Source organism: bacterium (assembly GCA_030583725.1).
Lineage (GTDB): Bacteria > Patescibacteriota > Microgenomatia > UBA8517 > UBA8517 > JAUYMM01.
In genome coordinates, this window is the sequence record CP129472.1 from 619,648 (window position 1) to 638,469 (window position 18,822).

Below are 18,822 nucleotides of genomic sequence, written 5' to 3' on the forward strand. Positions count from 1 at the left end.
TGATATTATTAATTCATGGGACTACTGCCTGAAAGAGAACCAATAAAGAATAAGTATGAGAATCCTGATGAAGCTTCGCCTTTAAACATAGAAAGGAAAGAGGTTGTAACTCCTGTTCCAACCCAATTTAAAGCTCAAGTTACAGATGATCAGGGTAATAGTGTAATTAAAACACCAGAGTCTGAAAAAGTTGACATAGTTATTCCTGCTTCTAACGAAAAAAGTCTTGAGGTTACTATCAAGGGGGATAAAAGTGAATCTTCTGTTTGGTCTGCAGGTTATTGGCTTAGAATTTTTAAAAAGGCAGTTTATTTTAGTTGGAAGATATTATTCGATGGAGGTAAACAATGATCGTATCTGATTTAAATACAATTTTTGCATTCTTGATACTAATTTTAATTTTAGTTTTCATGGTTGCTGTTTTTTCCTATGTAGCCTTTGTGGTTTTCAGATACCGTGGTAGAGAAGAACGATCAGTTGACTCGGTTTATCTGCAAATTTCTGTACCCCGCTTGAACGAAATTAAAATTGATGCTATGGAGCAACTTTTTGCTTCACTGTATTCAGTTAAAAAAGGGGGTTGGAAACAAAAGTTTTCTGTTCAGCCTACACTTTCTTTTGAAATGTTGGCAAGAGATGAAGATATCAAGTTCTTTGTTTGGACACCTTCAGAATATAAAGATTTAGTAGAAAAACAAATCCATGGTGCATATCCTGACGCTGAAGTTAAAGAAGTACAAGAGGTTAATATTTTTTCAAACGAAGGTAAAGTAGCCTATAAGTCATTGCAACTTTCAAAAGCAAACTATTATCCTCTAAAAACATTTAAAGATTTGTCTACAGATATTTTGTCTGCAGTTACATCTAGTATGGCTAGGATGGATAAAGGTGAGGGTGCAATTTTACAAATTTTAATTTCTCCAGCTGAATCTGACTGGCAAAAAGAGGGAGGAAAGTTTATTTCAGATACTAAAAAACAAGAAAGCAGTTCAGAAAGTGCTAAATATTCTGTATCTGCAAAAGCTCTTGAAGCCGTGGAAAACAAGATCAGTAAACCTGGTTTTGAAACATCAATCAGGATTATAGTTTCAGGAACTACAAAAGAGAGGGCAAAAATCCATCTGGACAACATTAATTCTTCAATCAGCCAAGTTGCAGGTGAACACAACATCTTGGGTGGTAGAAAAATATATAACAAAGGCTCATTTATGCAGGACTTTTTATATCGCTATCAGCCGATGTTTAATATTTTAAAAAACCATGTATCAATTTTAAATTCTGAAGAGCTTGCAACAATTTTTCATTTTCCAAATAGACAAATAACAACCCCACATATTCACTGGTTGCATAGTAAGACAGCCCCTGCACCCGCAGAAGTGCCTGAGGATGGCTTGTATTTAGGTAAGAGCGTCTATAGAGGGGTAGAACGAAAAATTGCAATGGGCGATGATGATAGAAGAAGGCACATGTTTATTATTGGTGCAACGGGTACAGGAAAAACCGAGCTTTTAAAGAGCATGATTATGCAGGATATAAATGCTGGACGTGGAATTTGTTTTATGGATCCACATGGTGATGCTGTTGAAGATGTTTTAAAAATGATTCCCCCAGAACGTGCAGAAGATGTTGTCTACTTTAGACCTTCTGACACAGAGCGTCCAATGGGGTTAAATTTGATGGAAGCCAAAACTGAAGACGAAAAGCATTTTGTTGCCTCATCAATTATTAATATGATGTACAAACTTTTTGACCCTTATAAGACTGGTATTGTTGGTCCAAGGTTTGAGCATGCTGTAAGAAATGCCATGTTAACCATAATGTCGGAGCCCGGAACCACCTTTGTTGAATTGATGAGGGTTTTGACAGACGCAAGATATGTTCAGGAATTACTACCTAAGGTAACTGACCCTATAATCAGAAGATATTGGACGGATCAGATTGCACAAACTTCTGACTTCCATAAATCTGAGGTTTTAGACTATATCACCTCAAAATTTGGTAGGTTTGTAACAAATAAAATGATTAGAAATATCATTGGGCAATCTCAGTCGTCATTTTCATTCCGTGATGTAATGGATAATGGAAAGATATTATTAATTAACCTAGCAAAAGGTGAGTTGGGTGAGGAAAACTCAAACTTTTTAGGTCTTATTTTAGTACCTCGTATTTTAATGGCAGCCATGAGCAGAAGTGATACACCAGAAGAACAACGAAGAGATTTTTATCTTTATGTTGACGAGTTCCAAAATTTTGCAACACCTGACTTTGCTGTTATTCTTTCTGAGGCTAGAAAATACAAACTGAATTTGACCGTTGCTAATCAGTTTATAGGTCAGATGGAAGAAGAAGTTAAAAATGCAGTTTTTGGAAACGTAGGTACAAAAATATCATTTAGGGTTGGTGTGACAGATGCTAATTATTTACAACATGAATTTTCTCCTACGTTTGGCGAGGATGATTTGTTAAATGTTGAAAGATTTCACGCATATGTTAAAACAATTGTCAGAAACCAACCACAAACACCATTCTCCCTTGATACAACACTTGATATGAAAGCGGTAAATGCCACAAAAAATGATAGAACTGCAGAAATAATTACTGAAATGAGTAGGTTAAAACATGGTAGAGACGTAAAATTAGTTGAGGCAGAAATCACTAGACGAGCAAAGCTTTAGGTGGTATTCTTCATTATATTATGAATAATGTGAATAGTAATTCTGGCTACACAATTGGGGTAATTGGCTACGGTTTTGTTGGAGAAGCAACTGTTAAAGGTTTTGCAACAAACAAAGAAAACAGGATTTTTTGGTATGACAAGTATAAAGAATCTCAAAATACACTAGAAGAAGTAGTTAAACTTTCCGAATTTATATTTGTAAGTGTCCCAACCCCAATGTTTTCTGATTATTCTGGAATGGATATGAGTATTGTTGAAGAAGTTGTAGAAAGTGTTGCTAAAAAAATTGAAAATACCGAGAAAATCCTAATTATTAAGTCTACTTCGCTTCCTGGAACTACTACCAAAATGGCCAAAAAATATCCTAAAGTTAATTTTGCTATGAATCCTGAGTTTTTAACTCAAGAAAAAGCAAATTTTGATTTTTTAAATCCAAATAGAACGGTAATAGGAACTAGGAACGAGGAAGTAGGAAAGAGAATTAAATCACTTTATCAAACAATATTACCAAAAGATCAGACGTATTACATAATGGATACAACAAGTGCAGAACTTGCGAAATATATGAGTAATTTAATGCTTGCGTCTAAAATTTTATTGGCAAACGAATTTTATTTACTTTCAGAGCATGTAGGCGCAGATTACAACAAAGTCAGAGAAGCTGTTGAGGCAGATAAAAGAATAGGCACATTTTTAAGCGTTCCGGGGTGGGATGGAGATTTCGGTTTTGGAAAAGCCTGTTTCCCAAAGGATATGATAGGTATTTTAGGCTTTGCAAAGAAAAATGACGTAGACATGTCAGCTCTTCAGGCTATTTGGGATAAAAATATTAAGATAAGAAAGATTAGAGATTGGGAGCATATGCCTCAAGCCTTTACTTCAAAGAAAAAATGATATAATTCAAGAAACTGAGGCCCGGTAACTCAGTGGTCAGAGTACCGTCCTTATGGTAGAAAATTTGGGCGCATAGCTCAGTGGTTAGAGCATCGATCTTATAAGTCGAGGGTCCTTGGTTCAAATCCAAGTGCGCCCACCAAATTTTCAGACAGACAGCGTACAAACACAGTCATAAGACGGGAGTCGATGGTTCGAGCCCATCCCGGGCCACATAAATTATCTAAATGAACAATAGATTGAAAGAATTAGAAGAAAAAAAACTAAAATATCAATTCAAACTTGATGGGATGTATAAAAACTTCAGGGGAGTAAAACATGAGAACTCACTTTCTGAACTTAGATATTCTGAAATAAAAGTATATGAAGATTTATTGAACTCAGTAGTTGAAGAACTTAAAACTTTGGAAAATAAATAAATTCTATTTAGGATAATTCCTTTATCAACTCTTTTGTAATTTCTCTAGTTCTACCTACTATATGTTTAGCAATGGGTTTTTTGATATCAACACTTAGGGCATCAAGGTTTAGTCCAGCAGCAGCTCTTTCTAGAAGTGCATATTTTAATAATATTTTGTCTTCAGCTACCCCCTCAATTTTTTTGAGCCATATCTGTCTTTGTGCCTCAACTGCATCGGGTTCAATTTCACCAACACCGGCTAGGTCATACATAAACCAATGATATGCAAAAATAAGATCGTAATAAGGTGTACGCCATGACCAATATAAGTTGGATAATACAACTATCTGATTATTAACTTTAAATAAATCTCGTGCCGAGAAATGACCATGCATGAATTCTAGTACAAGCCATTTGGGGTTTTTAGTTAATACCTCAACTGCCTTTCTAACTAATTTTTCATCTCCATTATGTCTAAGTGGGTGGTGGGGAAATATCTTTTTACTAGTTTCTATCCACTGGTCAAATCTTTGTTTTAAAGCTTTACCTACAGGAATATCCGGCTTTTCTAGCCATGGACTATTTCGACACTTTGCACGATATTCTTTGTGGTATTTGAAAAAATCATCAATAGCAATTTCATTAGTTGGTGGGGAGATGACAAGGTTAGTACCTACATCTTCTAAAACAAACGCTTCATATCCCTTTTCTTCATCCCAAGGAAAGTTTGCATAAACTTTTGGAGGTCTTACCACCTTACTTTTATTTTGTTTTGCAAATTCTTCAACCATAAAAACTTCACTAGTTGTTGGCTTAACACCCTGAATTTTTAGTATGGCTAAGTTATTTCTAAAAGTCCCTTTTATATGAAATGCTCCGACTCCAGTTGATTTGCTCCACCAAGAGCTAGTGCTCAGTAATTTATCAGGGGCAAAACCACTTTTTTTGGAGACCTCATCCACTATTTGGGGGATTCTTTTTTTAAGATCGACACCGCTAAAAATACCTTTCCAAACCTCATTTTGCTTGGCCATACCAATAATTTTAACACAATAAAATTAAAGCTCGATTAAGGTTTGTTTTTTACCAGACTCATTAATATTTGCGAGTTTCAAATATCTTTCTGTGGTTGATAGTCTTTTGTGTCCTGATACTTGAGAAATTAAAATTAAGTCAACTCCATTTTTGATGTTTTCCACAATGAAAGTAGTTCTTAAGTCGTTTACAGAATACTTTGGTAGCTCTGCTTTTTGAATAAACCTATCAACAGTTGCTCTGATGTTTCTGACAGCTAGAGGTTTACCTGTTTTACTTATAAACACATAATCTGAATCTACTTTTGGCCTATCTACAAGATACTTATTTAAAGCATCTTTTGCAGGTTTATTTAAAGGAATAACTCTTTCTGGTTGGGTTGCATATCCCTCAATTTTTAAAGTTTCTTCTTTTAAATCATCTGTTTTTATATTTGCAACTTCAGAGATTCTCAAACCGGCCTGCAAAATGAGCTCAATCATGGCTGAAATTCTTGAATCAGTTTTAACTACGTCACGAAGAGCTCTGTATTCAAGCGGAGTTAAAAACTTAGGCATAGATGATTCCACTTTAGGGTGGGTTACACTTTTTGAAATATCTTCTACTAGGTAGTTGCTTTCAACCATCCACCTAAAGAAAGTTTTAACAGCATTTAATTTTCTAGATACAGATTTAGGTGTAAATTTTTGTGCCAAAAGTGCATCTCTAAAAATATCCAAATCCTTAGACTTAACTTTACTGGGCTCGGAAATATTATTCTTTGTTAAAAATTCCAATAACTGATCAAGGTCTGATCTGTAGGCTAAAGTTGTAGCCGGAGATCTACCTTTTTCGTGTAAACTTGATATAAATTTGGGTAGTAAACTTTTAATACTTTCTTGTGTCATAATTAACCTTACTGGGGGTATTATACATTGAACAAAAAAATAGTCAATATTATGGGGTTAGCAGCACCGGTTGTAATTATGATCGTTTTAGCCTCATCTTTTGTAAAAAGTTATAGAAAAGTCAAGCTCGGAGATGAATTGGTCGAAAAAACAAAAGTTAAGTTAGAAAAAATGGAAATTGAAAATGAAAAATTGGCAGAACAACTCCAAATTACCAGAAGTGATGAATATAGGGAAAAACAATTTAGAGATAAAATGGGCCTTGCCAAAGAGGGGGAGATAATAGTGGTTTTACCCCCACAGGACGAACTTAAAAGGCTTGTGCCAGACCCACCTGATGAGTTTGAGCCCAAAATAAAGACTAATTGGCAAAAATGGCTGGATTTGTTTAAGTAAGTCACTTATTTTTTGTGTGCCAGCGACTGGATTCGAACCAGTGACCTGTCGCTTATGAAACGACCGCTACTAACCACTGAGCTACGCTGGCCTGAAGTTGTATTGTACCAAAATTTGAGTCAGTATTCAGCTTTGTGTTACAATAGCTTTGTTCTTGAAATTTAAAAAATAATTTCATATGTGCGGGGTAGTGTACAGTGCACGCGAGGCTTGAGAAATTGGGCCACATTAAAAGAAATTTTAAATGTGAAACTTGGCTATATCGGGGAACGCCTAAAAATTTAGGTCAATCCCGAGGGAAGTTGAAATAACCCCCTAGAGACTACACGCCGAGCCCTCAGAGATGAGGTGAAGATATAGTCCGACACTCTAAGTAATTAGAGATTACAGATCGCATAATCTCGCAGGCTGGGCGCAACTCCCAGCCCCGCAACAAGAAGGGAATTGAGGAAAACTTTTCCTCCAAAAGAGCCTGATTTTCGGGCTCTTTTTTGGGTTCAACCGCCTTTGCGATGATAGGTGCTATTTTTTTCATCTCCTTAATCTTAATGAGATACTTTGGGGCGTCAAATTGGACTTTTCTATCGTGCAAAGTTAGGTGCAACCCTAAACCTGTAAAAATATCCCGTTTAATTTTTAGGTCATCTCCTGCAAATCTTTCTTTGGCTCTTGAGGCAAATGTAAAGGCCTTCTCAGTTTGGTCGTTGGCCTGAATCATCCTACCGTCTGTGTCTACCAACTGCTTTTCAAGCCCCTTTAGTTCAATTTCAAGCTTCGTTTTCTTGTTTTTATATTCTTCATCACTTAATACCTCTCCGTTTTTATTCATTGGCGATATTTTTAAATGAAGAAGATTGTCCAATTGTATTCTGATATTGTCGTGCGTACTTTTAATGTTTTTAATAGTATCTTCTCTAAAATCTCTCTCTGTTGTATTTTCTTTTAAAATTTGCTTAATTGCCCAATTCATAAAGGCTGGCGAAATATCAATATCTGTTAAAAAATCATCTATTTGTTCCTCAAGTTTTTTAAGGGTTACAGATTTCTCCCCACATTGAGGATTTTTCTTTTTTCCACACCTGTAATAGGTATAGTGAAGCATTTTAGGGTCGGCCATATTGTGAATCAAAGTCCCGCAATGGATACATTTATCCTTATTCTTCTTAGTAATTGAAAACTTTTCTTTACAATTTGAGCATATACATTGCCATTTTTCCTCTCCGACTATGGAGGAATCACAAGAGGCACAATGTACAAGGCTTCCTGTATAAGCAAATTGATGTCCTTGAAGTTTATATTGACTACGTCTACCTAGTTTAATTTGAATCTCGTTAAAGGTACTTTCTGATACCATAGCCTCATATTCTCCCTTGTACCACACACCGCTTTTGAGTGGATATTCAAACTTGCCACAGTAAAAAGGGTTTGAAAGAATACGGTAAATCATACTTATAGAAAGCGGTTTACCACCGCTTCTTTTCTTTGGTCTTGTTCTAAAACCCCAATCGTCTTTGGCAAGCCTATGGATTTCATTTACAGGCGTACCATTTTGAAACAACTCAAATATCCGTTTAACTGGCTCAAACCTTTCAGAATCAACTAAGATACGCCTGTTGCCACTTTCTGTTGTCTTATCGTTCAAATAGCCTTGCGGAGCAACTCCTGGCCTGAAGCCACCTCTACATTTCTTCACGAGTCCTCTTGTAACAGCAATTGATTTGTCATCACTATCTTTTTTGGATATGCTGAATTCGAGACTGAGCATAAACTTGTCCTCTGGTGTGTTGTGATATGCTCTGCTTGGCGTTTTTATTTCAACCAACTTATTTCTATCTATTAAATCAATTATTTTCCCACCATCAACCATATTTCGGGCTAGTCTATTTAAGTGCCAAGTTAGAATTGCGTTAGCCTCTCCAGCCTCTAGTTTGTTAATCATCACTTCAAACAGTTCACGACCTTTTTCGTGTGCTGATTTTGATTCTTGAAGTACTTCTATAATGTTTAAATTGTACCTAGTTTTTACGCCTTCAATTATAAAAACTTGGTCATCTAGGCTTGCCACCTGTCTGTCTCTGTTATCCTCCGAACTCTTACGGACATAGCCTATGTATTTAAGATTGCTTAGCTGATTTTCTTCCATATTTTAAAATTCAAAAGGCCATCCAAGTTGTACTCAATCAGAATCGCTTCAGATTGTCTTAGATGGCCATTAAAATAGCGATTCCTAAAGATTGAGTACCCTTTAATTTTGTATCTGATTGTTTATGTTGTCAATAGTCTTTGAGTAAGGCAAATTTTGTCCATATACGGCTTTTACTAGACCAATAAGGCTAGAGCTATAACCTAAAGCTTGTTCATCTGTTAGTGAAACTCCAAATTCTTTAAAATAGAGTTTCTTAAATTCTTCTAAGGCTTCGGATTGTAATGTCATTCCTCCTCCCTAAAGGCTTCAAAAGCCTGAAACAATTCTTGTTTGTTGTTATAAATTCCTTCATTTTTAAGACCATCGCTATAAGTAAATTTCAAGTACACAGAAATATCGTTATTTTGGAATTTTATCGTGCGTAAGTTATTTAAAAAACGTCTGGAAAGATGAGTGGAGCACTTATCCATCGTTTTGTTATTTTTAGTTACTTTGTAAAAATAATTCATATCTGCATTTTCTTTTTAAGTTCTGCTATTTTCTTACCAAGTTCATCTCCACTCATAATTTTTGTTAGTTCTTGTGTTTCATTATCAGATTTCTTAATCTCAATATTATTTTTATATTTACTTTGATATTTAGTGGGTTCACTACTGACCCAAACCTTGGGTTTATCTGTAGTCCAAGTTGGGCTTCTAAGTGACCCAGATAGCCTCAATTTCCTTCGTTCTCTTTGTTTGCTCTTGTTGGTTAGGAGATAACCCATCGAAGTTGCCTCATCAATTGCTTTACTGGCTGTATTTTTGCCGATACCCAAGTCACCAGCCATCTTTCTTTCTGAAACACACCACCCTTCGTCATCTGAGCGATAAAGAAACAGATTAAAGATAACCGCCTTTGTATTTGTCGAGATACTAGGATTTCTCCAAAGACCTTTCCAATTTTTGAAAAATAATTTCCACTTTTCTTTTTGTTTAATATCTATTTCTTTCATATTTATTTTTATCCTTCATCTCGAAAACCCTATCTCTGTAGGTTTCAACAGCGTCTAATAAGTCTTTTGGTTGAACAGGTGGGGCAGTTTTACTTATAAATGCGTTTGCTAGACTTATACATTTGTCTTCAGGAGAGAATTGGAAGTAAAGTGTGTATCCTTCTTCAGATGTACCCAAGAAAGATACCTCTGACTGTGTCAGAAGAAATGGAGCAATTTGTTTATCCTTTGTCTTATAGATATTATTCATAATTCATATTTAAAGCACAAAAAAAGACAGGGGTTTATATTTCCCTCTGTCTGTACGTTGTCGCTTAGACTATCGGTAGGTAGTGCTCAAATCTTTACCTAAACTATCTTATTCCTAACAGAACCCTTTAGTTGAATCAAGTGTCTAAAACTATATCAATCTATATCAATTGAATTTTGATATTGTGGCTAATTATTTTAATTTCCTATTTGACCAACTTTATTAAAATTACATTATTTTTATTTTATTTTCTTTGAGGCTGGTTAGGTTCAATCATTTACCATCGTACGTCCTCTGGTAGATTTGGGTACATATCTTGTGTAGATTTTTCTGTACAAACCAGTTCTAGCTTATCATCAACTATTTTGTAATATTCCCTTGTTTGCTCCGCATATACTGGCTCTAAGACTAAGTAGCTACCTTCATTAAGCAAAATGTAGCTAGGATTAGCTGGTCTATAAGCGATAACCTTCCCAGTTTCTACATTTGTGACAGCGAATGACGCACAGTCAGTGCCACAGCCCAAAATGGCCAAGCTGTAACGCTCAGCAAAGTTTACCCCCCTTTCTGCTGTTTCTGTAATTCTTGTATAATGCCTCTTTGCCTCTGGGAGGTCTGAAAAATCAATAGGTTTGGGAACGCCATTATATTCGTCAACATCACTATTAGAGGCTTCTAATTCTTTTTGGCAAGTACTTTGAATATCTTGGATTGTGTCTTGGCTCTCTCCCTTATCCTTAACTGACCAAAACAAATAGATAGCTAAAAGAATATATGGAACTAACAGAATGTAAAAAAGGAGTTTGTAAATATTAAATTTATTCACTTTGTATATTTAAAACCATAAAGTACCCAACTACAGTAATTATAAGGTTTTTCAAGGCCAGATGGTTTAAACCAAAACGTGCTTTTGGCTTTTTCTTTTTCCACTTCACTATAGAAATTTTTACAACGAGAAATCTCTTGCTGTCTAAGTATCAAAAATAAAGTAATTAATAAACCAAAAATTAAAATCTTTAGTAATGACTTTTGAAATTTGGTCATAACTTATGGTAACTCCTTGTTACTCCATTTTCAAGTTTACTTACGAGGCTAAATAGTAACAATGTGTGGGTTTAGTTTGAATCTACTTCTTGATAACTTCATTTAATGATAACCAAGAAAGATTTGAAATTAGCCAAAACTATTAAGAAATATAGAAAAATAGCAGATTTAACCCAACAAGAATTGGGAGATAAGGTTGGGGTTACACAAAAATATATCCAATATCTAGAGTCTGCAAACAGAACACCAAGCCTAAAAGTGTTACGCAAAATTGCCCAATCACTAAATATAAAATCCTCAGATTTGAACCTTCTTTAAAATACATCCTATAATCTTGACAAATGGCTATTTCAGTGATATAGTGTTTTTAGAAATTTAGAGAAATCACAGGTTCATTTGCACCTAGCCATTTCTCTTTTTTTATTTAGTATCTTGTACTTTAAAATTGCGAAAAGTTGATTCTCTTTTGAACCTTGAGTGGGTAGCTCCTTGGGTATTAGTTTAATTACTCGTACCTAAAGAGCTAACCCATTCGGGATAGTGAACTAAAAAATCATTAATTCAAAGGAGATATGAAATGACACAACAGAAACCCCGTAAGGAAGATGGTCTCGACCTGTTTATGCGTGCACTTGGCACCAACGACGGCGGACGCGCGATTATGGACCAAGAATTGGCTGGCCAGCAATCGTTCGTTTCAAGCACCACCCTTCCGACCGACCTGCGCGGAAAAGAAATTCTCGAGGCCGCTGGCGTCAAGTTCCTCGGAGTCGTCGATGACGATGACATTTTCCAGTACGTGGAACTGCCAGAGGGATGGAAGAAGGTTCCGACAGACCATTCTATGTGGTCAAATCTCGTTGATGGCGCTGGTCGCATCTGGGCAAATTTTCTATAAGGCCGCCTTTTACGACCGCAGTGCTCACGCAAGTGCCAGCAAGCCCGAAAACGAATAGGTCAACACCCGCAATAAAGAAATACAAGATTAGCCCGACGCTGACTATAAAGGAGGATTTTCTCTCTTTTAAAAATCAATAGTGTCGGGCTTTTCTTTGCCTAAAATTATTTTTTAAAATTTTTGAATTAATGAATGTGAATCTATATCAAAAGTAATCGACAATACATAATACATAAAGTTTCTTGAGTTCTATACCCCCCTTTGTTACGGAAAATTTGTGCACGAAGTGATAAAATATGGAAAGAAATCAATAACAATGACGTCGGATATTAAAAATAAAGTTTTGCCAGCCTATAAGGAGTTAAAAGGCCTTCTTGCACAAGCTCCTCAAACTGAGAAAATACCAAATATCCATCAACCTGAGTTGTGGAACAGAACAAACAGTTTAATCACAGAGCTTGTTCAAATAACAGACAATAATAGATTTGACGAATATAAATTAAACACTAAATTTGGATATAATCACGAGCCGTATGTCCCAACTGATACATACAGAGGTATGTTAAATGCTTTGATTATGAGATTACAGGGAGAATATTCACTTGAACCGCAAGACCCTTTTGGAGGTAGTCCATCTACGATATTAAACCAAACTCAAACTCAAAATACTAATGTTCAAATTCTTGTACAACTTGGTATGGATTTACAACAAGCTATGAGTAAGACAGAGAATGATAATGAAAAATCATTTATTGAAAAGATTAAAGAAAAAATCGGAGAGATAAAAAGCTATGTTGAGTTTGCTAATTTAATTGTTTCTCTAGCAATTCAGTCTGGAATAACACTTGAGAGATTAAAAACACTATTTTCTTAAGCCCATTACCTTAAGTCAGGTATGAATATAGGCTCAGATAGGCCTAAAAAGTAATTTCTGATTAACTCCCAGCCCCGCAACCAAATAACATATAATTAACCCATGTGGTTTGTATACATTCTTTTGTGTGAAGATAACAGTTTGTATACTGGGTATTCAAATAACCCCCAAAAAAGGTTTTTAGACCATAAAAGAGGTAAAGGTGGTCATTATACTAGATCTCATAAGCCAATTAAACAAATCTATTTAGAGAAGTTATTTACAAAGTCTGAAGCATTAAAAAGAGAATCAGAAATTAAAAGTTGGGGTAGATCTGAAAAAATTAAAAATCTAAAATTAAAAGTTTAATCTTAAATGGCAGATTTTCCGTTTTTAAGTTAAACTATATTTATATCTATGAAAAAGAGAGTATTGTCAGGAATTAGGGCAACAGGCAGGCTACATCTAGGAAACTATTTGGGGGCTGTAAAAGGTATGCTTGAATTACAAGATAGAAGCGACCTTGAAACTTTGTATATGGTGGCTGATCTTCATACCCTAACCACCCCATACGATAAAGAAACACTAAAAGAATCTACTAAGAATATTGTTCTAGATTATCTCTCTGCTGGTTTGGATCCTGAAAAAACTACTCTGTTCGTCCAATCTTACGTTCCAGAACATACAGAACTATTTTACTTATTATCAACTGTCGTAAGTCTTGCTAGGATGCAACACTTACCTACCTATAAAGATAAAATTAAACAACATCCAAATGCCTCAACTGTTGCACTTCTAAATTATCCTGTTTTGATGGCTTCTGATATTTTGATTTACAATGCTTCACTTGTTCCTGTTGGCATTGATCAAGAACCACACCTTGAAGTTACAAGAGAAATTGCAAGAAAAATGAATGATATATATGGAACAAGATTTCCTGAGCCTATTCGTTTTGCAACAAAAGGTGAGTATGTGCCATCACTCTCAGGTGAAGGAAAAATGAGTAAGTCAGTAGAAGGTAGTTATATTAACTTAAGTGATGACATAAAAACTATCCAAAAAAGATTAGCAGGAGCTCCAACCGATTCAGGAAAAGGAGAAGTCCTACCAACAGTTGGGGGAGTAGCCAACTTACTGAAGTTTGTAGAACTTTTTGAAGGAATTGAAAAAAGAAAAATGTATGAAGAAAAATACACAAGCGATGGAATTAGATATGGTGATTTAAAGAAGGAGTTGGCAGATGCAATTTACAAAGAATTAAAACCGATTCAAGAAAAAAGGAAAGAGTTAGAACATAAAACAACTTATGTTAATGATGTAATTAAAAATGGAGCAGAAAAAGCAAGACAGATTGCGAGTGAAACAGTTTTGGAAGTGAAAGAAAAGATGGGACTTGACTAAGTTGTACATTTTGTACATAATATACTTATTATGAATATTTATCCTAAGGCATTTAGCGCTACTGAGCTCAAAACCAATCCTTCTGAGATTTTAAACCTTGCTGTCTACGGAGGATATGAAGTGATGATAGAAAAGTATGGTGTGGAAATAGCAAAAGTAGTTCCTGTTAAAAAAACTATAAAAAGAACCGATTATAAAGATATTTTGAAAAAATACGCTGGAAGTATCCCAGATTTTCCTGATGTTACTTCCTTTAGAAGGAACAGAAAATATGTCAAAATATTTGATTGATACAAATATTTTTGTTGATTTATTAAGAGATAATTTAGATATACAGAATTTTTCAGTCAAAGGCGATTTGGCAACTTGTTCAATTACTTTATGCGAATTGTATTACGGAGCTGAAAAAACATCCAAACCTAGTAGCTCAATAGAGGGAATTGAAAGTTTGACCAAGGATTTAAACTTGAGAATTCTAGATTTTGACGAGAATACAAGTAAAATATTTGCCAAAATTAAAATAGAATTAGAAAAGATTGGTCAGAGGTTGGAGGATTTTGATTTAATGATTGCAGCGACGGCAATCCAAAACGATATGGTTCTGGTGACGAACAACTTAAAACATTTTAAGAGAATAAAAGGTTTAAAAATATGGACACAATAAGCTTTAATGATTTTGAAAAAATAGACATTAGGATTGGTACTGTTGTTGAAGCATCTGTTCCTGAGTGGAGTCACTGGGTGATGAAAATAAAAGCAGATTTTGGAGAAGAGCTAGGAATAAAACAAGCCTTTTCTGGAATAATGAAGTTTTACAAACCAGAAGACTTAACAGGAAAGCAGTTTCCATTCGTAGTTAATTTAAAACCCAAAACAATAGGGCCTGAAAAAGAGTTAAGTGAAGTGATGATGGTAATGGCAGTACCCAAAGAAGATGAAGAGACTCCAACAGTTTTATTCAGTCTTCCTGAAGTTGTTCCGAATGGGACAAAGGTTCGCTAAATACTAAATTCTTGTGATATACTCACATACGTATAAACTATGAAGCTAAATCAAGTCAAAAAAGAAACAAAGAATGTTTCTACTGGTGAACCAAAGAACTCCAAAAAACCTGCCAAAAAACAAGTAACTGTAAAATTTAAAGTAAATATTTGGACTGTGGTTTTTGGGATACTCCTAATTCTTTTTTTTGTACCCCCTCTTTTTTCAATGTTTGGAATTTCAAATGTAGACACTAAAATTGATCTGTCCGTTGCGTTAGATGATATAAGACAAGAAAAAATAGAAAAAGTAGTAATTGAAAAAGATAATTTAGTTTTAAGTTATAAAGACGGTTCAACAAAAATAACCACCAAAGAAGAAGGTCAAAGTTTTACAGACCTTTTAGAAAATGCCAAAATTGATGTCTCTTCTGTTGGTTTCTCTATAACTGACCAAACAGTGGCTAAGGCCGTTGCTGAAGTTCTAAGTATCGTTTTACCAATTATTCTATTCGCAGGAATTTTCCTTTACATAATGCGTTCACAAACGAGAGGGGCGCAAGATATCTTTTCATTTGGTAGAAGTAAAGCAAAAATGTTTGCCAAGGGTAAACAAAATGTGAAGTTTGCTGATGTTGCGGGAGTTGATGAGGCCAAAAAAGAGTTAGTTGAGGTTGTTGATTTTCTTAAAAATCCTGAAAAATATAGAAAAATAGGTGCCAGAACTCCAAAGGGAGTACTTTTGTTTGGCCCTTCAGGTGTAGGTAAGACAATGCTTGCAAAAGCTGTTGCTGGTGAAGCTAATGTTCCATTTTTCTCAATGGCTGGTTCAGAATTTATGGAAATGTTAGTTGGTATTGGTGCGTCGCGAGTACGTGATTTATTTGCACAAGCAAAAGCTCAAGCACCATCAATTATTTTTATAGATGAAATTGATGCAATAGGTAGACAGAGAGGAAGAAGTGGAATGGTTGGGGGACATGATGAAAGGGAACAAACTTTAAATCAAATTTTAGTTGAGATGGATGGCTTTACTCCTAACGAGTCGGTAATTGTACTTGCTGCCACAAATAGAGGTGATCTTTTAGACCCAGCACTTTTAAGACCTGGAAGATTTGATAGAAGAGTAACACTTGATATGCCTGACAAAGAAGGAAGAGTGGCAATTCTAAAAATTCATTCTCAAGGCAAAACTTTTGGGAAAGATATTAATTGGGGGAGAATCGCAGACAGAACAGTAGGCTTTTCTGGGGCAGACTTGGAGAACATGTTAAATGAGGCGGCAATTGGGGCAGCAAGACTAAACAAGGCAGAAATTGATATGGGTGACGTTGAAGAATCGGCAACTAAGGTTAAAATGGGACCTGCCAAAAAGAGACTTCAAAGTCTAAATGACAAGAAAATAACTGCATACCATGAGGCGGGCCATGCAATTGTTACTCACTATACAAAGGATATGGACCCAGTTCATAGAATTTCAATTGTGGCTCGAGGTATGAGTCTGGGCCACACCTTAATTCCACCTGCGGCAGACAGAACCCATGACACCAAGACAAGACTTTTAAATCAGATATCTGCAATGATGGGTGGACGTGCTGCTGAGCAGTTTAAATTTAACGAGATGACTAGTGGTGCAAGTAATGATATTGCGGTCGCAACAAGAATTGCAAAGGCTATGGTTGTGGAGTGGGGAATGAGTAGTTTAGGTCCAGTTAATTATGGTCCAGATGTTCAAGCTGGAGAATTTGGCCAGACTGAATATTATCAAGAAAATGCAGTTTCTCCTTCTACACAAGAAAAAATAGATGCTGAAGTTAGAAAAATACTTGAAACTGCACTCAAAAATGCTGAAAACTTAATTAAGAAACATAAAAATAAACTTGAGGAAGTGGCTAAGTCACTACTTAAAGATGAAACAATGGACAGAGAATCATTTGAAAAAATTGTCGGTAAAAAAGAAGAACCTGTATTATTAGAAAAGGTGGTGATTAAATAATATGGCATATAAAAGATTGCAAATCAACTATAATAGTTATGTTAGATTTTTAAATCTGGGAAATAGTCAAAAAGTTGATCCAGAAGTACAAGAAGAAGGGGGTGGAGATTTAACTGAACAAGCTTGGGAAAGAAAACAGGCAGGTTTAGATGAGGGGGGAGTATTAGTTGGTCAGATTCAATTTGACGAACCTACTTTAGAGAAAATAAGAGCCAAAAATAGCAAAGGTAAGGAACTTTAAAGATTTACCTAAAAACGTAGCCAGTAGAAATTTTTTGATAGGGTATTTGGTTGCCCCAGCAAACATACCTGCGAGGTCAAAAAGTGGGTTTGGTATTGCTCCTAATATAAAAAGTGTCAAAAATCCTGACTTATTCATCCACTTTTCTATTTTTTTAAAATGTTTATGGTCGGTTACTACAACACGTCCACCGACTCCCGCCATAAAGCCTGTCAATTCCCCAATAGTGGCACCCAAAGCTACCACAAGTCCTATAAGGAGAGGATTGTAGATAGATCCACCCACAAGGGCTGAGATGATGACAGGTGCTGGTATTGCTATAGTGGCGTTACCTAAGACGCTAATTAAAAAAATTCCCAAAATTCCATAGCCCTGAAGTTTTTCTAGGTCATTTCTAAAATAAATAATAACTCCACTAATTAATACTGAAGCAAAAATTAATAAATATTTAACAATTTTTTCTTTGTTATTACTAAACCATTTTTTTACCACGAAGTGGCAAGCTTTGCTTATTTTTGACATAACTATATTCTAACTGTAAAATCGTTTATATAAAATGACATTATCAATCCCAGAAAACTTAAAAGAAGAAATGGCTGACTTTTTAGGTTCACTATCCGATCGTGACCATAAAATGCTTCAATTAAAAGTTAAGGGGATGACAAACTTTTTGCGAAAGGCTGCTAGACGTATGCCAAATGGGTGCACAATAGGTAGGTGGGATGATAAGGGAGGACAAACTCCAAATGAAATAGACACAGATGATACTAACCCTTAAACATTTTTTTATCTTCAAACTGATATAATAGCTTCATGAGCAAGCTCGTAATTTTTGATGGGAATGCAATAATGTATCGTGCATTTCACGCACTTCCACCGCTAACTTCAAAATCTGGTGAACAAATAAACGCACTTTATGGACTTGTTTCAATGCTTATTAACATTGTAGAAAATTTAAAACCCACTCACATTATTTTTTGTTTTGATGAGAAAGAAAAAACATTTAGAAATGAATTACTTCCAACATATCAGTCTCAAAGGCCTGAAATTCCATCTGAGTTGATACCACAATTTAAAAAAGCACGTGACTTTTTAAAATCTGTAAATATTCCTGTTTATTCAAAGTCTGGTTACGAGGCGGACGACGTAATAGGTACAATAACAAAACTAGTAGTCACTAGTTTCCCACTAATTAACGAGACAGTGATTGTTACTGGTGACAGAGATATATTACAACTTGTTGATGACAAGAATAATATTAAATTATTTATGCCGATAGCGGGTCTTTCAAATGGCAAAATATTTGCGGAAAAAGAAACCATAGAAAGGTTAGGAGTACCACCTACCAAAATACCTGATTACAAAGCACTCGTAGGGGATCCGTCCGATAACTATTTTGGTATACCAGGAATAGGTCCAAAGACTGCCACTTCACTTTTGACCGAATATGAGACTTTAGATGGAATTTATGAACACATTGATGAAGTTCCTGAAAAGTTAAGAGAGAAGCTTATTGATGGTAAAGAGTCAGCATATCTTTCTTACAAACTTGCGACTATTGTCAAAAATGTTCCAATTAAAATTGATATAGAAACGTCAAATAATTTCGATTTGGTTTCGGAAAATGTATTAAAGCTTTTTGAGGAGTATGGTTTCAAAACTTTAACTGCTAGAATAAAGAAATTAGGAGAACAAATAGAAAAAGAAAAACAAGGATCACTATTTTAAAA

Annotated in this window: 26 protein-coding genes and 2 tRNA genes; 18 read left to right on the forward strand and 10 right to left on the reverse strand. The window is 35.2% G+C overall.

The window, feature by feature from the left end:
- Positions 1-15 precede the first annotated feature (15 nt).
- From QY322_03570 to QY322_03590, 5 genes are all read left to right on the forward strand, one after another.
- Entirely contained in the window at positions 16-351 is a 336-nt protein-coding gene (locus QY322_03570) for a hypothetical protein (GenBank protein ID WKZ25439.1), read from the forward strand.
- Positions 348-2,675, forward strand: a complete 2,328-nt coding sequence (locus tag QY322_03575) for a type IV secretion system DNA-binding domain-containing protein (GenBank protein WKZ25440.1) — start codon at positions 348-350, stop codon at positions 2,673-2,675. Before QY322_03570 ends, QY322_03575 begins: the two co-directional genes overlap by 4 nt.
- Before the next feature lie 20 nt (positions 2,676-2,695).
- Positions 2,696-3,571 carry a hypothetical protein gene (locus tag QY322_03580; GenBank protein WKZ25441.1) on the forward strand — a complete coding sequence of 292 codons (876 nt, stop codon included), beginning with the start codon at positions 2,696-2,698 and terminating at the stop codon, positions 3,569-3,571.
- A gap of 66 nt (positions 3,572-3,637) precedes the next feature.
- Positions 3,638-3,713, forward strand: a tRNA-Ile gene (locus tag QY322_03585).
- An 85-nt stretch (positions 3,714-3,798) separates the two neighbouring features.
- Positions 3,799-3,990, forward strand: coding sequence for a hypothetical protein (locus QY322_03590; GenBank protein ID WKZ25442.1), 192 nt, complete (start codon positions 3,799-3,801; stop codon positions 3,988-3,990).
- A 7-nt stretch (positions 3,991-3,997) separates the two neighbouring features.
- Here the strand turns inward: QY322_03590 and QY322_03595 are convergent, their stop codons facing one another.
- Both QY322_03595 and QY322_03600 read right to left on the reverse strand, forming a co-directional pair.
- Positions 3,998-5,005, reverse strand: a complete 1,008-nt coding sequence (locus tag QY322_03595; protein WKZ25443.1) for a hypothetical protein — start codon at positions 5,003-5,005, stop codon at positions 3,998-4,000.
- A 24-nt stretch (positions 5,006-5,029) separates the two neighbouring features.
- Positions 5,030-5,893, reverse strand: a complete 864-nt coding sequence (locus QY322_03600; protein ID WKZ25444.1) for a tyrosine-type recombinase/integrase — start codon at positions 5,891-5,893, stop codon at positions 5,030-5,032.
- A gap of 27 nt (positions 5,894-5,920) precedes the next feature.
- Here QY322_03600 and QY322_03605 point away from each other — a divergent pair, with 27 nt between their 5' ends.
- The gene (locus QY322_03605) at positions 5,921-6,289 is read left to right on the forward strand and encodes a septum formation initiator family protein (GenBank protein WKZ25445.1); all 369 of its coding nucleotides are present in this window, start codon (positions 5,921-5,923) and stop codon (positions 6,287-6,289) included.
- A 17-nt stretch (positions 6,290-6,306) separates the two neighbouring features.
- Here the strand turns inward: QY322_03605 and QY322_03610 are convergent.
- The 7 genes from QY322_03610 to QY322_03640 all read right to left on the reverse strand — a co-directional run bounded on the left by QY322_03610 (position 6,307) and on the right by QY322_03640 (position 10,723).
- Positions 6,307-6,380: transfer RNA gene (locus tag QY322_03610), tRNA-Met, on the reverse strand.
- Positions 6,381-6,626: 246 nt separating this feature from the next.
- On the reverse strand, positions 6,627-8,432 hold the full coding sequence (locus tag QY322_03615) for a recombinase family protein (protein WKZ25446.1): 1,806 nt from the start codon (positions 8,430-8,432) through the stop codon (positions 6,627-6,629).
- Between the two features lie 102 nt (positions 8,433-8,534).
- Entirely contained in the window at positions 8,535-8,723 is a 189-nt protein-coding gene (locus QY322_03620) for a hypothetical protein (protein WKZ25447.1), read from the reverse strand.
- Positions 8,724-8,940: 217 nt separating this feature from the next.
- A complete protein-coding gene (locus QY322_03625; GenBank protein ID WKZ25448.1) occupies positions 8,941-9,429 on the reverse strand; it encodes a hypothetical protein in 489 nt (162 codons plus the stop codon).
- The gene (locus QY322_03630) at positions 9,410-9,679 is read right to left on the reverse strand and encodes a hypothetical protein (GenBank protein ID WKZ25449.1); all 270 of its coding nucleotides are present in this window, start codon (positions 9,677-9,679) and stop codon (positions 9,410-9,412) included. Before QY322_03630 ends, QY322_03625 begins: the two co-directional genes overlap by 20 nt.
- 277 nt (positions 9,680-9,956) lie before the next feature.
- On the reverse strand, positions 9,957-10,505 hold the full coding sequence (locus QY322_03635) for a hypothetical protein (protein WKZ25450.1): 549 nt from the start codon (positions 10,503-10,505) through the stop codon (positions 9,957-9,959).
- Complete coding sequence (locus QY322_03640; protein WKZ25451.1) at positions 10,502-10,723, reverse strand: hypothetical protein; 222 nt, start codon at positions 10,721-10,723, stop codon at positions 10,502-10,504. Before QY322_03640 ends, QY322_03635 begins: the two co-directional genes overlap by 4 nt.
- Before the next feature lie 105 nt (positions 10,724-10,828).
- Between QY322_03640 and QY322_03645 the strand changes: the two genes are divergently transcribed.
- The 10 genes from QY322_03645 (at position 10,829) to QY322_03690 (ending at position 17,092) form a co-directional block, all read left to right on the forward strand.
- On the forward strand, positions 10,829-11,041 hold the full coding sequence (locus QY322_03645; GenBank protein ID WKZ25452.1) for a helix-turn-helix transcriptional regulator: 213 nt from the start codon (positions 10,829-10,831) through the stop codon (positions 11,039-11,041).
- A gap of 259 nt (positions 11,042-11,300) precedes the next feature.
- Positions 11,301-11,621, forward strand: a complete 321-nt coding sequence (locus QY322_03650) for a hypothetical protein (protein WKZ25453.1) — start codon at positions 11,301-11,303, stop codon at positions 11,619-11,621.
- Positions 11,622-11,937: 316 nt separating this feature from the next.
- Positions 11,938-12,495 carry a hypothetical protein gene (locus QY322_03655; protein WKZ25454.1) on the forward strand — a complete coding sequence of 186 codons (558 nt, stop codon included), beginning with the start codon at positions 11,938-11,940 and terminating at the stop codon, positions 12,493-12,495.
- A gap of 102 nt (positions 12,496-12,597) precedes the next feature.
- Complete coding sequence (locus QY322_03660; GenBank protein ID WKZ25455.1) at positions 12,598-12,843, forward strand: GIY-YIG nuclease family protein; 246 nt, start codon at positions 12,598-12,600, stop codon at positions 12,841-12,843.
- Between the two features lie 48 nt (positions 12,844-12,891).
- On the forward strand, positions 12,892-13,875 hold the full coding sequence (trpS, locus tag QY322_03665; GenBank protein WKZ25456.1) for a tryptophan--tRNA ligase: 984 nt from the start codon (positions 12,892-12,894) through the stop codon (positions 13,873-13,875).
- Positions 13,876-13,905: 30 nt separating this feature from the next.
- Positions 13,906-14,166, forward strand: a complete 261-nt coding sequence (locus QY322_03670; GenBank protein WKZ25457.1) for a type II toxin-antitoxin system prevent-host-death family antitoxin — start codon at positions 13,906-13,908, stop codon at positions 14,164-14,166.
- Positions 14,147-14,539, forward strand: a complete 393-nt coding sequence (locus QY322_03675) for a type II toxin-antitoxin system VapC family toxin (protein ID WKZ25458.1) — start codon at positions 14,147-14,149, stop codon at positions 14,537-14,539. Before QY322_03670 ends, QY322_03675 begins: the two co-directional genes overlap by 20 nt.
- Positions 14,527-14,877 (forward strand): tRNA-binding protein, encoded by a 351-nt coding sequence (locus tag QY322_03680; GenBank protein ID WKZ25459.1) that lies wholly within the window; start codon positions 14,527-14,529, stop codon positions 14,875-14,877. Before QY322_03675 ends, QY322_03680 begins: the two co-directional genes overlap by 13 nt.
- A 39-nt stretch (positions 14,878-14,916) precedes the next feature.
- Positions 14,917-16,851, forward strand: a complete 1,935-nt coding sequence (ftsH, locus tag QY322_03685) for an ATP-dependent zinc metalloprotease FtsH (protein WKZ25460.1) — start codon at positions 14,917-14,919, stop codon at positions 16,849-16,851.
- Position 16,852: 1 nt separating this feature from the next.
- Positions 16,853-17,092, forward strand: a complete 240-nt coding sequence (locus QY322_03690) for a hypothetical protein (protein ID WKZ25461.1) — start codon at positions 16,853-16,855, stop codon at positions 17,090-17,092.
- On the opposite strand, the gene QY322_03695 is transcribed toward QY322_03690, so the two are convergent.
- Positions 17,048-17,614 carry a VTT domain-containing protein gene (locus tag QY322_03695; protein ID WKZ25462.1) on the reverse strand — a complete coding sequence of 189 codons (567 nt, stop codon included), beginning with the start codon at positions 17,612-17,614 and terminating at the stop codon, positions 17,048-17,050. The two genes, QY322_03690 and QY322_03695, sit on opposite strands and share 45 nt — an antisense overlap.
- A 34-nt stretch (positions 17,615-17,648) precedes the next feature.
- Here QY322_03695 and QY322_03700 point away from each other — a divergent pair, with 34 nt between their 5' ends.
- Positions 17,649-17,870, forward strand: a complete 222-nt coding sequence (locus QY322_03700) for a hypothetical protein (GenBank protein ID WKZ25463.1) — start codon at positions 17,649-17,651, stop codon at positions 17,868-17,870.
- A 35-nt stretch (positions 17,871-17,905) separates the two neighbouring features.
- Positions 17,906-18,820, forward strand: coding sequence for a 5'-3' exonuclease H3TH domain-containing protein (locus QY322_03705; protein WKZ25464.1), 915 nt, complete (start codon positions 17,906-17,908; stop codon positions 18,818-18,820).
- The last annotated feature ends 2 nt before the right edge of the window (positions 18,821-18,822 follow it).

Excerpts from the sequence above, each read along its gene's own strand:
- QY322_03570 (WKZ25439.1), top strand. The coding sequence starts at position 16 with ATGGGACTACTGCCTGAAAGAGAACCAATAAAGAATAAGTATGAGAAT.
- QY322_03575 (WKZ25440.1), top strand. The coding sequence starts at position 348 with ATGATCGTATCTGATTTAAATACAATTTTTGCATTCTTGATACTAATT.
- QY322_03580 (WKZ25441.1), top strand. The coding sequence starts at position 2,696 with ATGAATAATGTGAATAGTAATTCTGGCTACACAATTGGGGTAATTGGC.
- QY322_03590 (WKZ25442.1), top strand. The coding sequence starts at position 3,799 with ATGAACAATAGATTGAAAGAATTAGAAGAAAAAAAACTAAAATATCAA.
- QY322_03595 (WKZ25443.1), bottom strand. The coding sequence starts at position 5,005 with ATGGCCAAGCAAAATGAGGTTTGGAAAGGTATTTTTAGCGGTGTCGAT.
- QY322_03600 (WKZ25444.1), bottom strand. The coding sequence starts at position 5,893 with ATGACACAAGAAAGTATTAAAAGTTTACTACCCAAATTTATATCAAGT.
- QY322_03615 (WKZ25446.1), bottom strand. The coding sequence starts at position 8,432 with ATGGAAGAAAATCAGCTAAGCAATCTTAAATACATAGGCTATGTCCGT.
- QY322_03620 (WKZ25447.1), bottom strand. The coding sequence starts at position 8,723 with ATGACATTACAATCCGAAGCCTTAGAAGAATTTAAGAAACTCTATTTT.
- QY322_03625 (WKZ25448.1), bottom strand. The coding sequence starts at position 9,429 with ATGAAAGAAATAGATATTAAACAAAAAGAAAAGTGGAAATTATTTTTC.
- QY322_03630 (WKZ25449.1), bottom strand. The coding sequence starts at position 9,679 with ATGAATAATATCTATAAGACAAAGGATAAACAAATTGCTCCATTTCTT.
- QY322_03640 (WKZ25451.1), bottom strand. The coding sequence starts at position 10,723 with ATGACCAAATTTCAAAAGTCATTACTAAAGATTTTAATTTTTGGTTTA.
- QY322_03645 (WKZ25452.1), top strand. The coding sequence starts at position 10,829 with ATGATAACCAAGAAAGATTTGAAATTAGCCAAAACTATTAAGAAATAT.
- QY322_03650 (WKZ25453.1), top strand. The coding sequence starts at position 11,301 with ATGACACAACAGAAACCCCGTAAGGAAGATGGTCTCGACCTGTTTATG.
- QY322_03655 (WKZ25454.1), top strand. The coding sequence starts at position 11,938 with ATGACGTCGGATATTAAAAATAAAGTTTTGCCAGCCTATAAGGAGTTA.
- QY322_03660 (WKZ25455.1), top strand. The coding sequence starts at position 12,598 with ATGTGGTTTGTATACATTCTTTTGTGTGAAGATAACAGTTTGTATACT.
- trpS (WKZ25456.1), top strand. The coding sequence starts at position 12,892 with ATGAAAAAGAGAGTATTGTCAGGAATTAGGGCAACAGGCAGGCTACAT.
- QY322_03670 (WKZ25457.1), top strand. The coding sequence starts at position 13,906 with ATGAATATTTATCCTAAGGCATTTAGCGCTACTGAGCTCAAAACCAAT.
- QY322_03675 (WKZ25458.1), top strand. The coding sequence starts at position 14,147 with ATGTCAAAATATTTGATTGATACAAATATTTTTGTTGATTTATTAAGA.
- QY322_03680 (WKZ25459.1), top strand. The coding sequence starts at position 14,527 with ATGGACACAATAAGCTTTAATGATTTTGAAAAAATAGACATTAGGATT.
- ftsH (WKZ25460.1), top strand. The coding sequence starts at position 14,917 with ATGAAGCTAAATCAAGTCAAAAAAGAAACAAAGAATGTTTCTACTGGT.
- QY322_03690 (WKZ25461.1), top strand. The coding sequence starts at position 16,853 with ATGGCATATAAAAGATTGCAAATCAACTATAATAGTTATGTTAGATTT.
- QY322_03695 (WKZ25462.1), bottom strand. The coding sequence starts at position 17,614 with ATGTCAAAAATAAGCAAAGCTTGCCACTTCGTGGTAAAAAAATGGTTT.
- QY322_03700 (WKZ25463.1), top strand. The coding sequence starts at position 17,649 with ATGACATTATCAATCCCAGAAAACTTAAAAGAAGAAATGGCTGACTTT.
- QY322_03705 (WKZ25464.1), top strand. The coding sequence starts at position 17,906 with ATGAGCAAGCTCGTAATTTTTGATGGGAATGCAATAATGTATCGTGCA.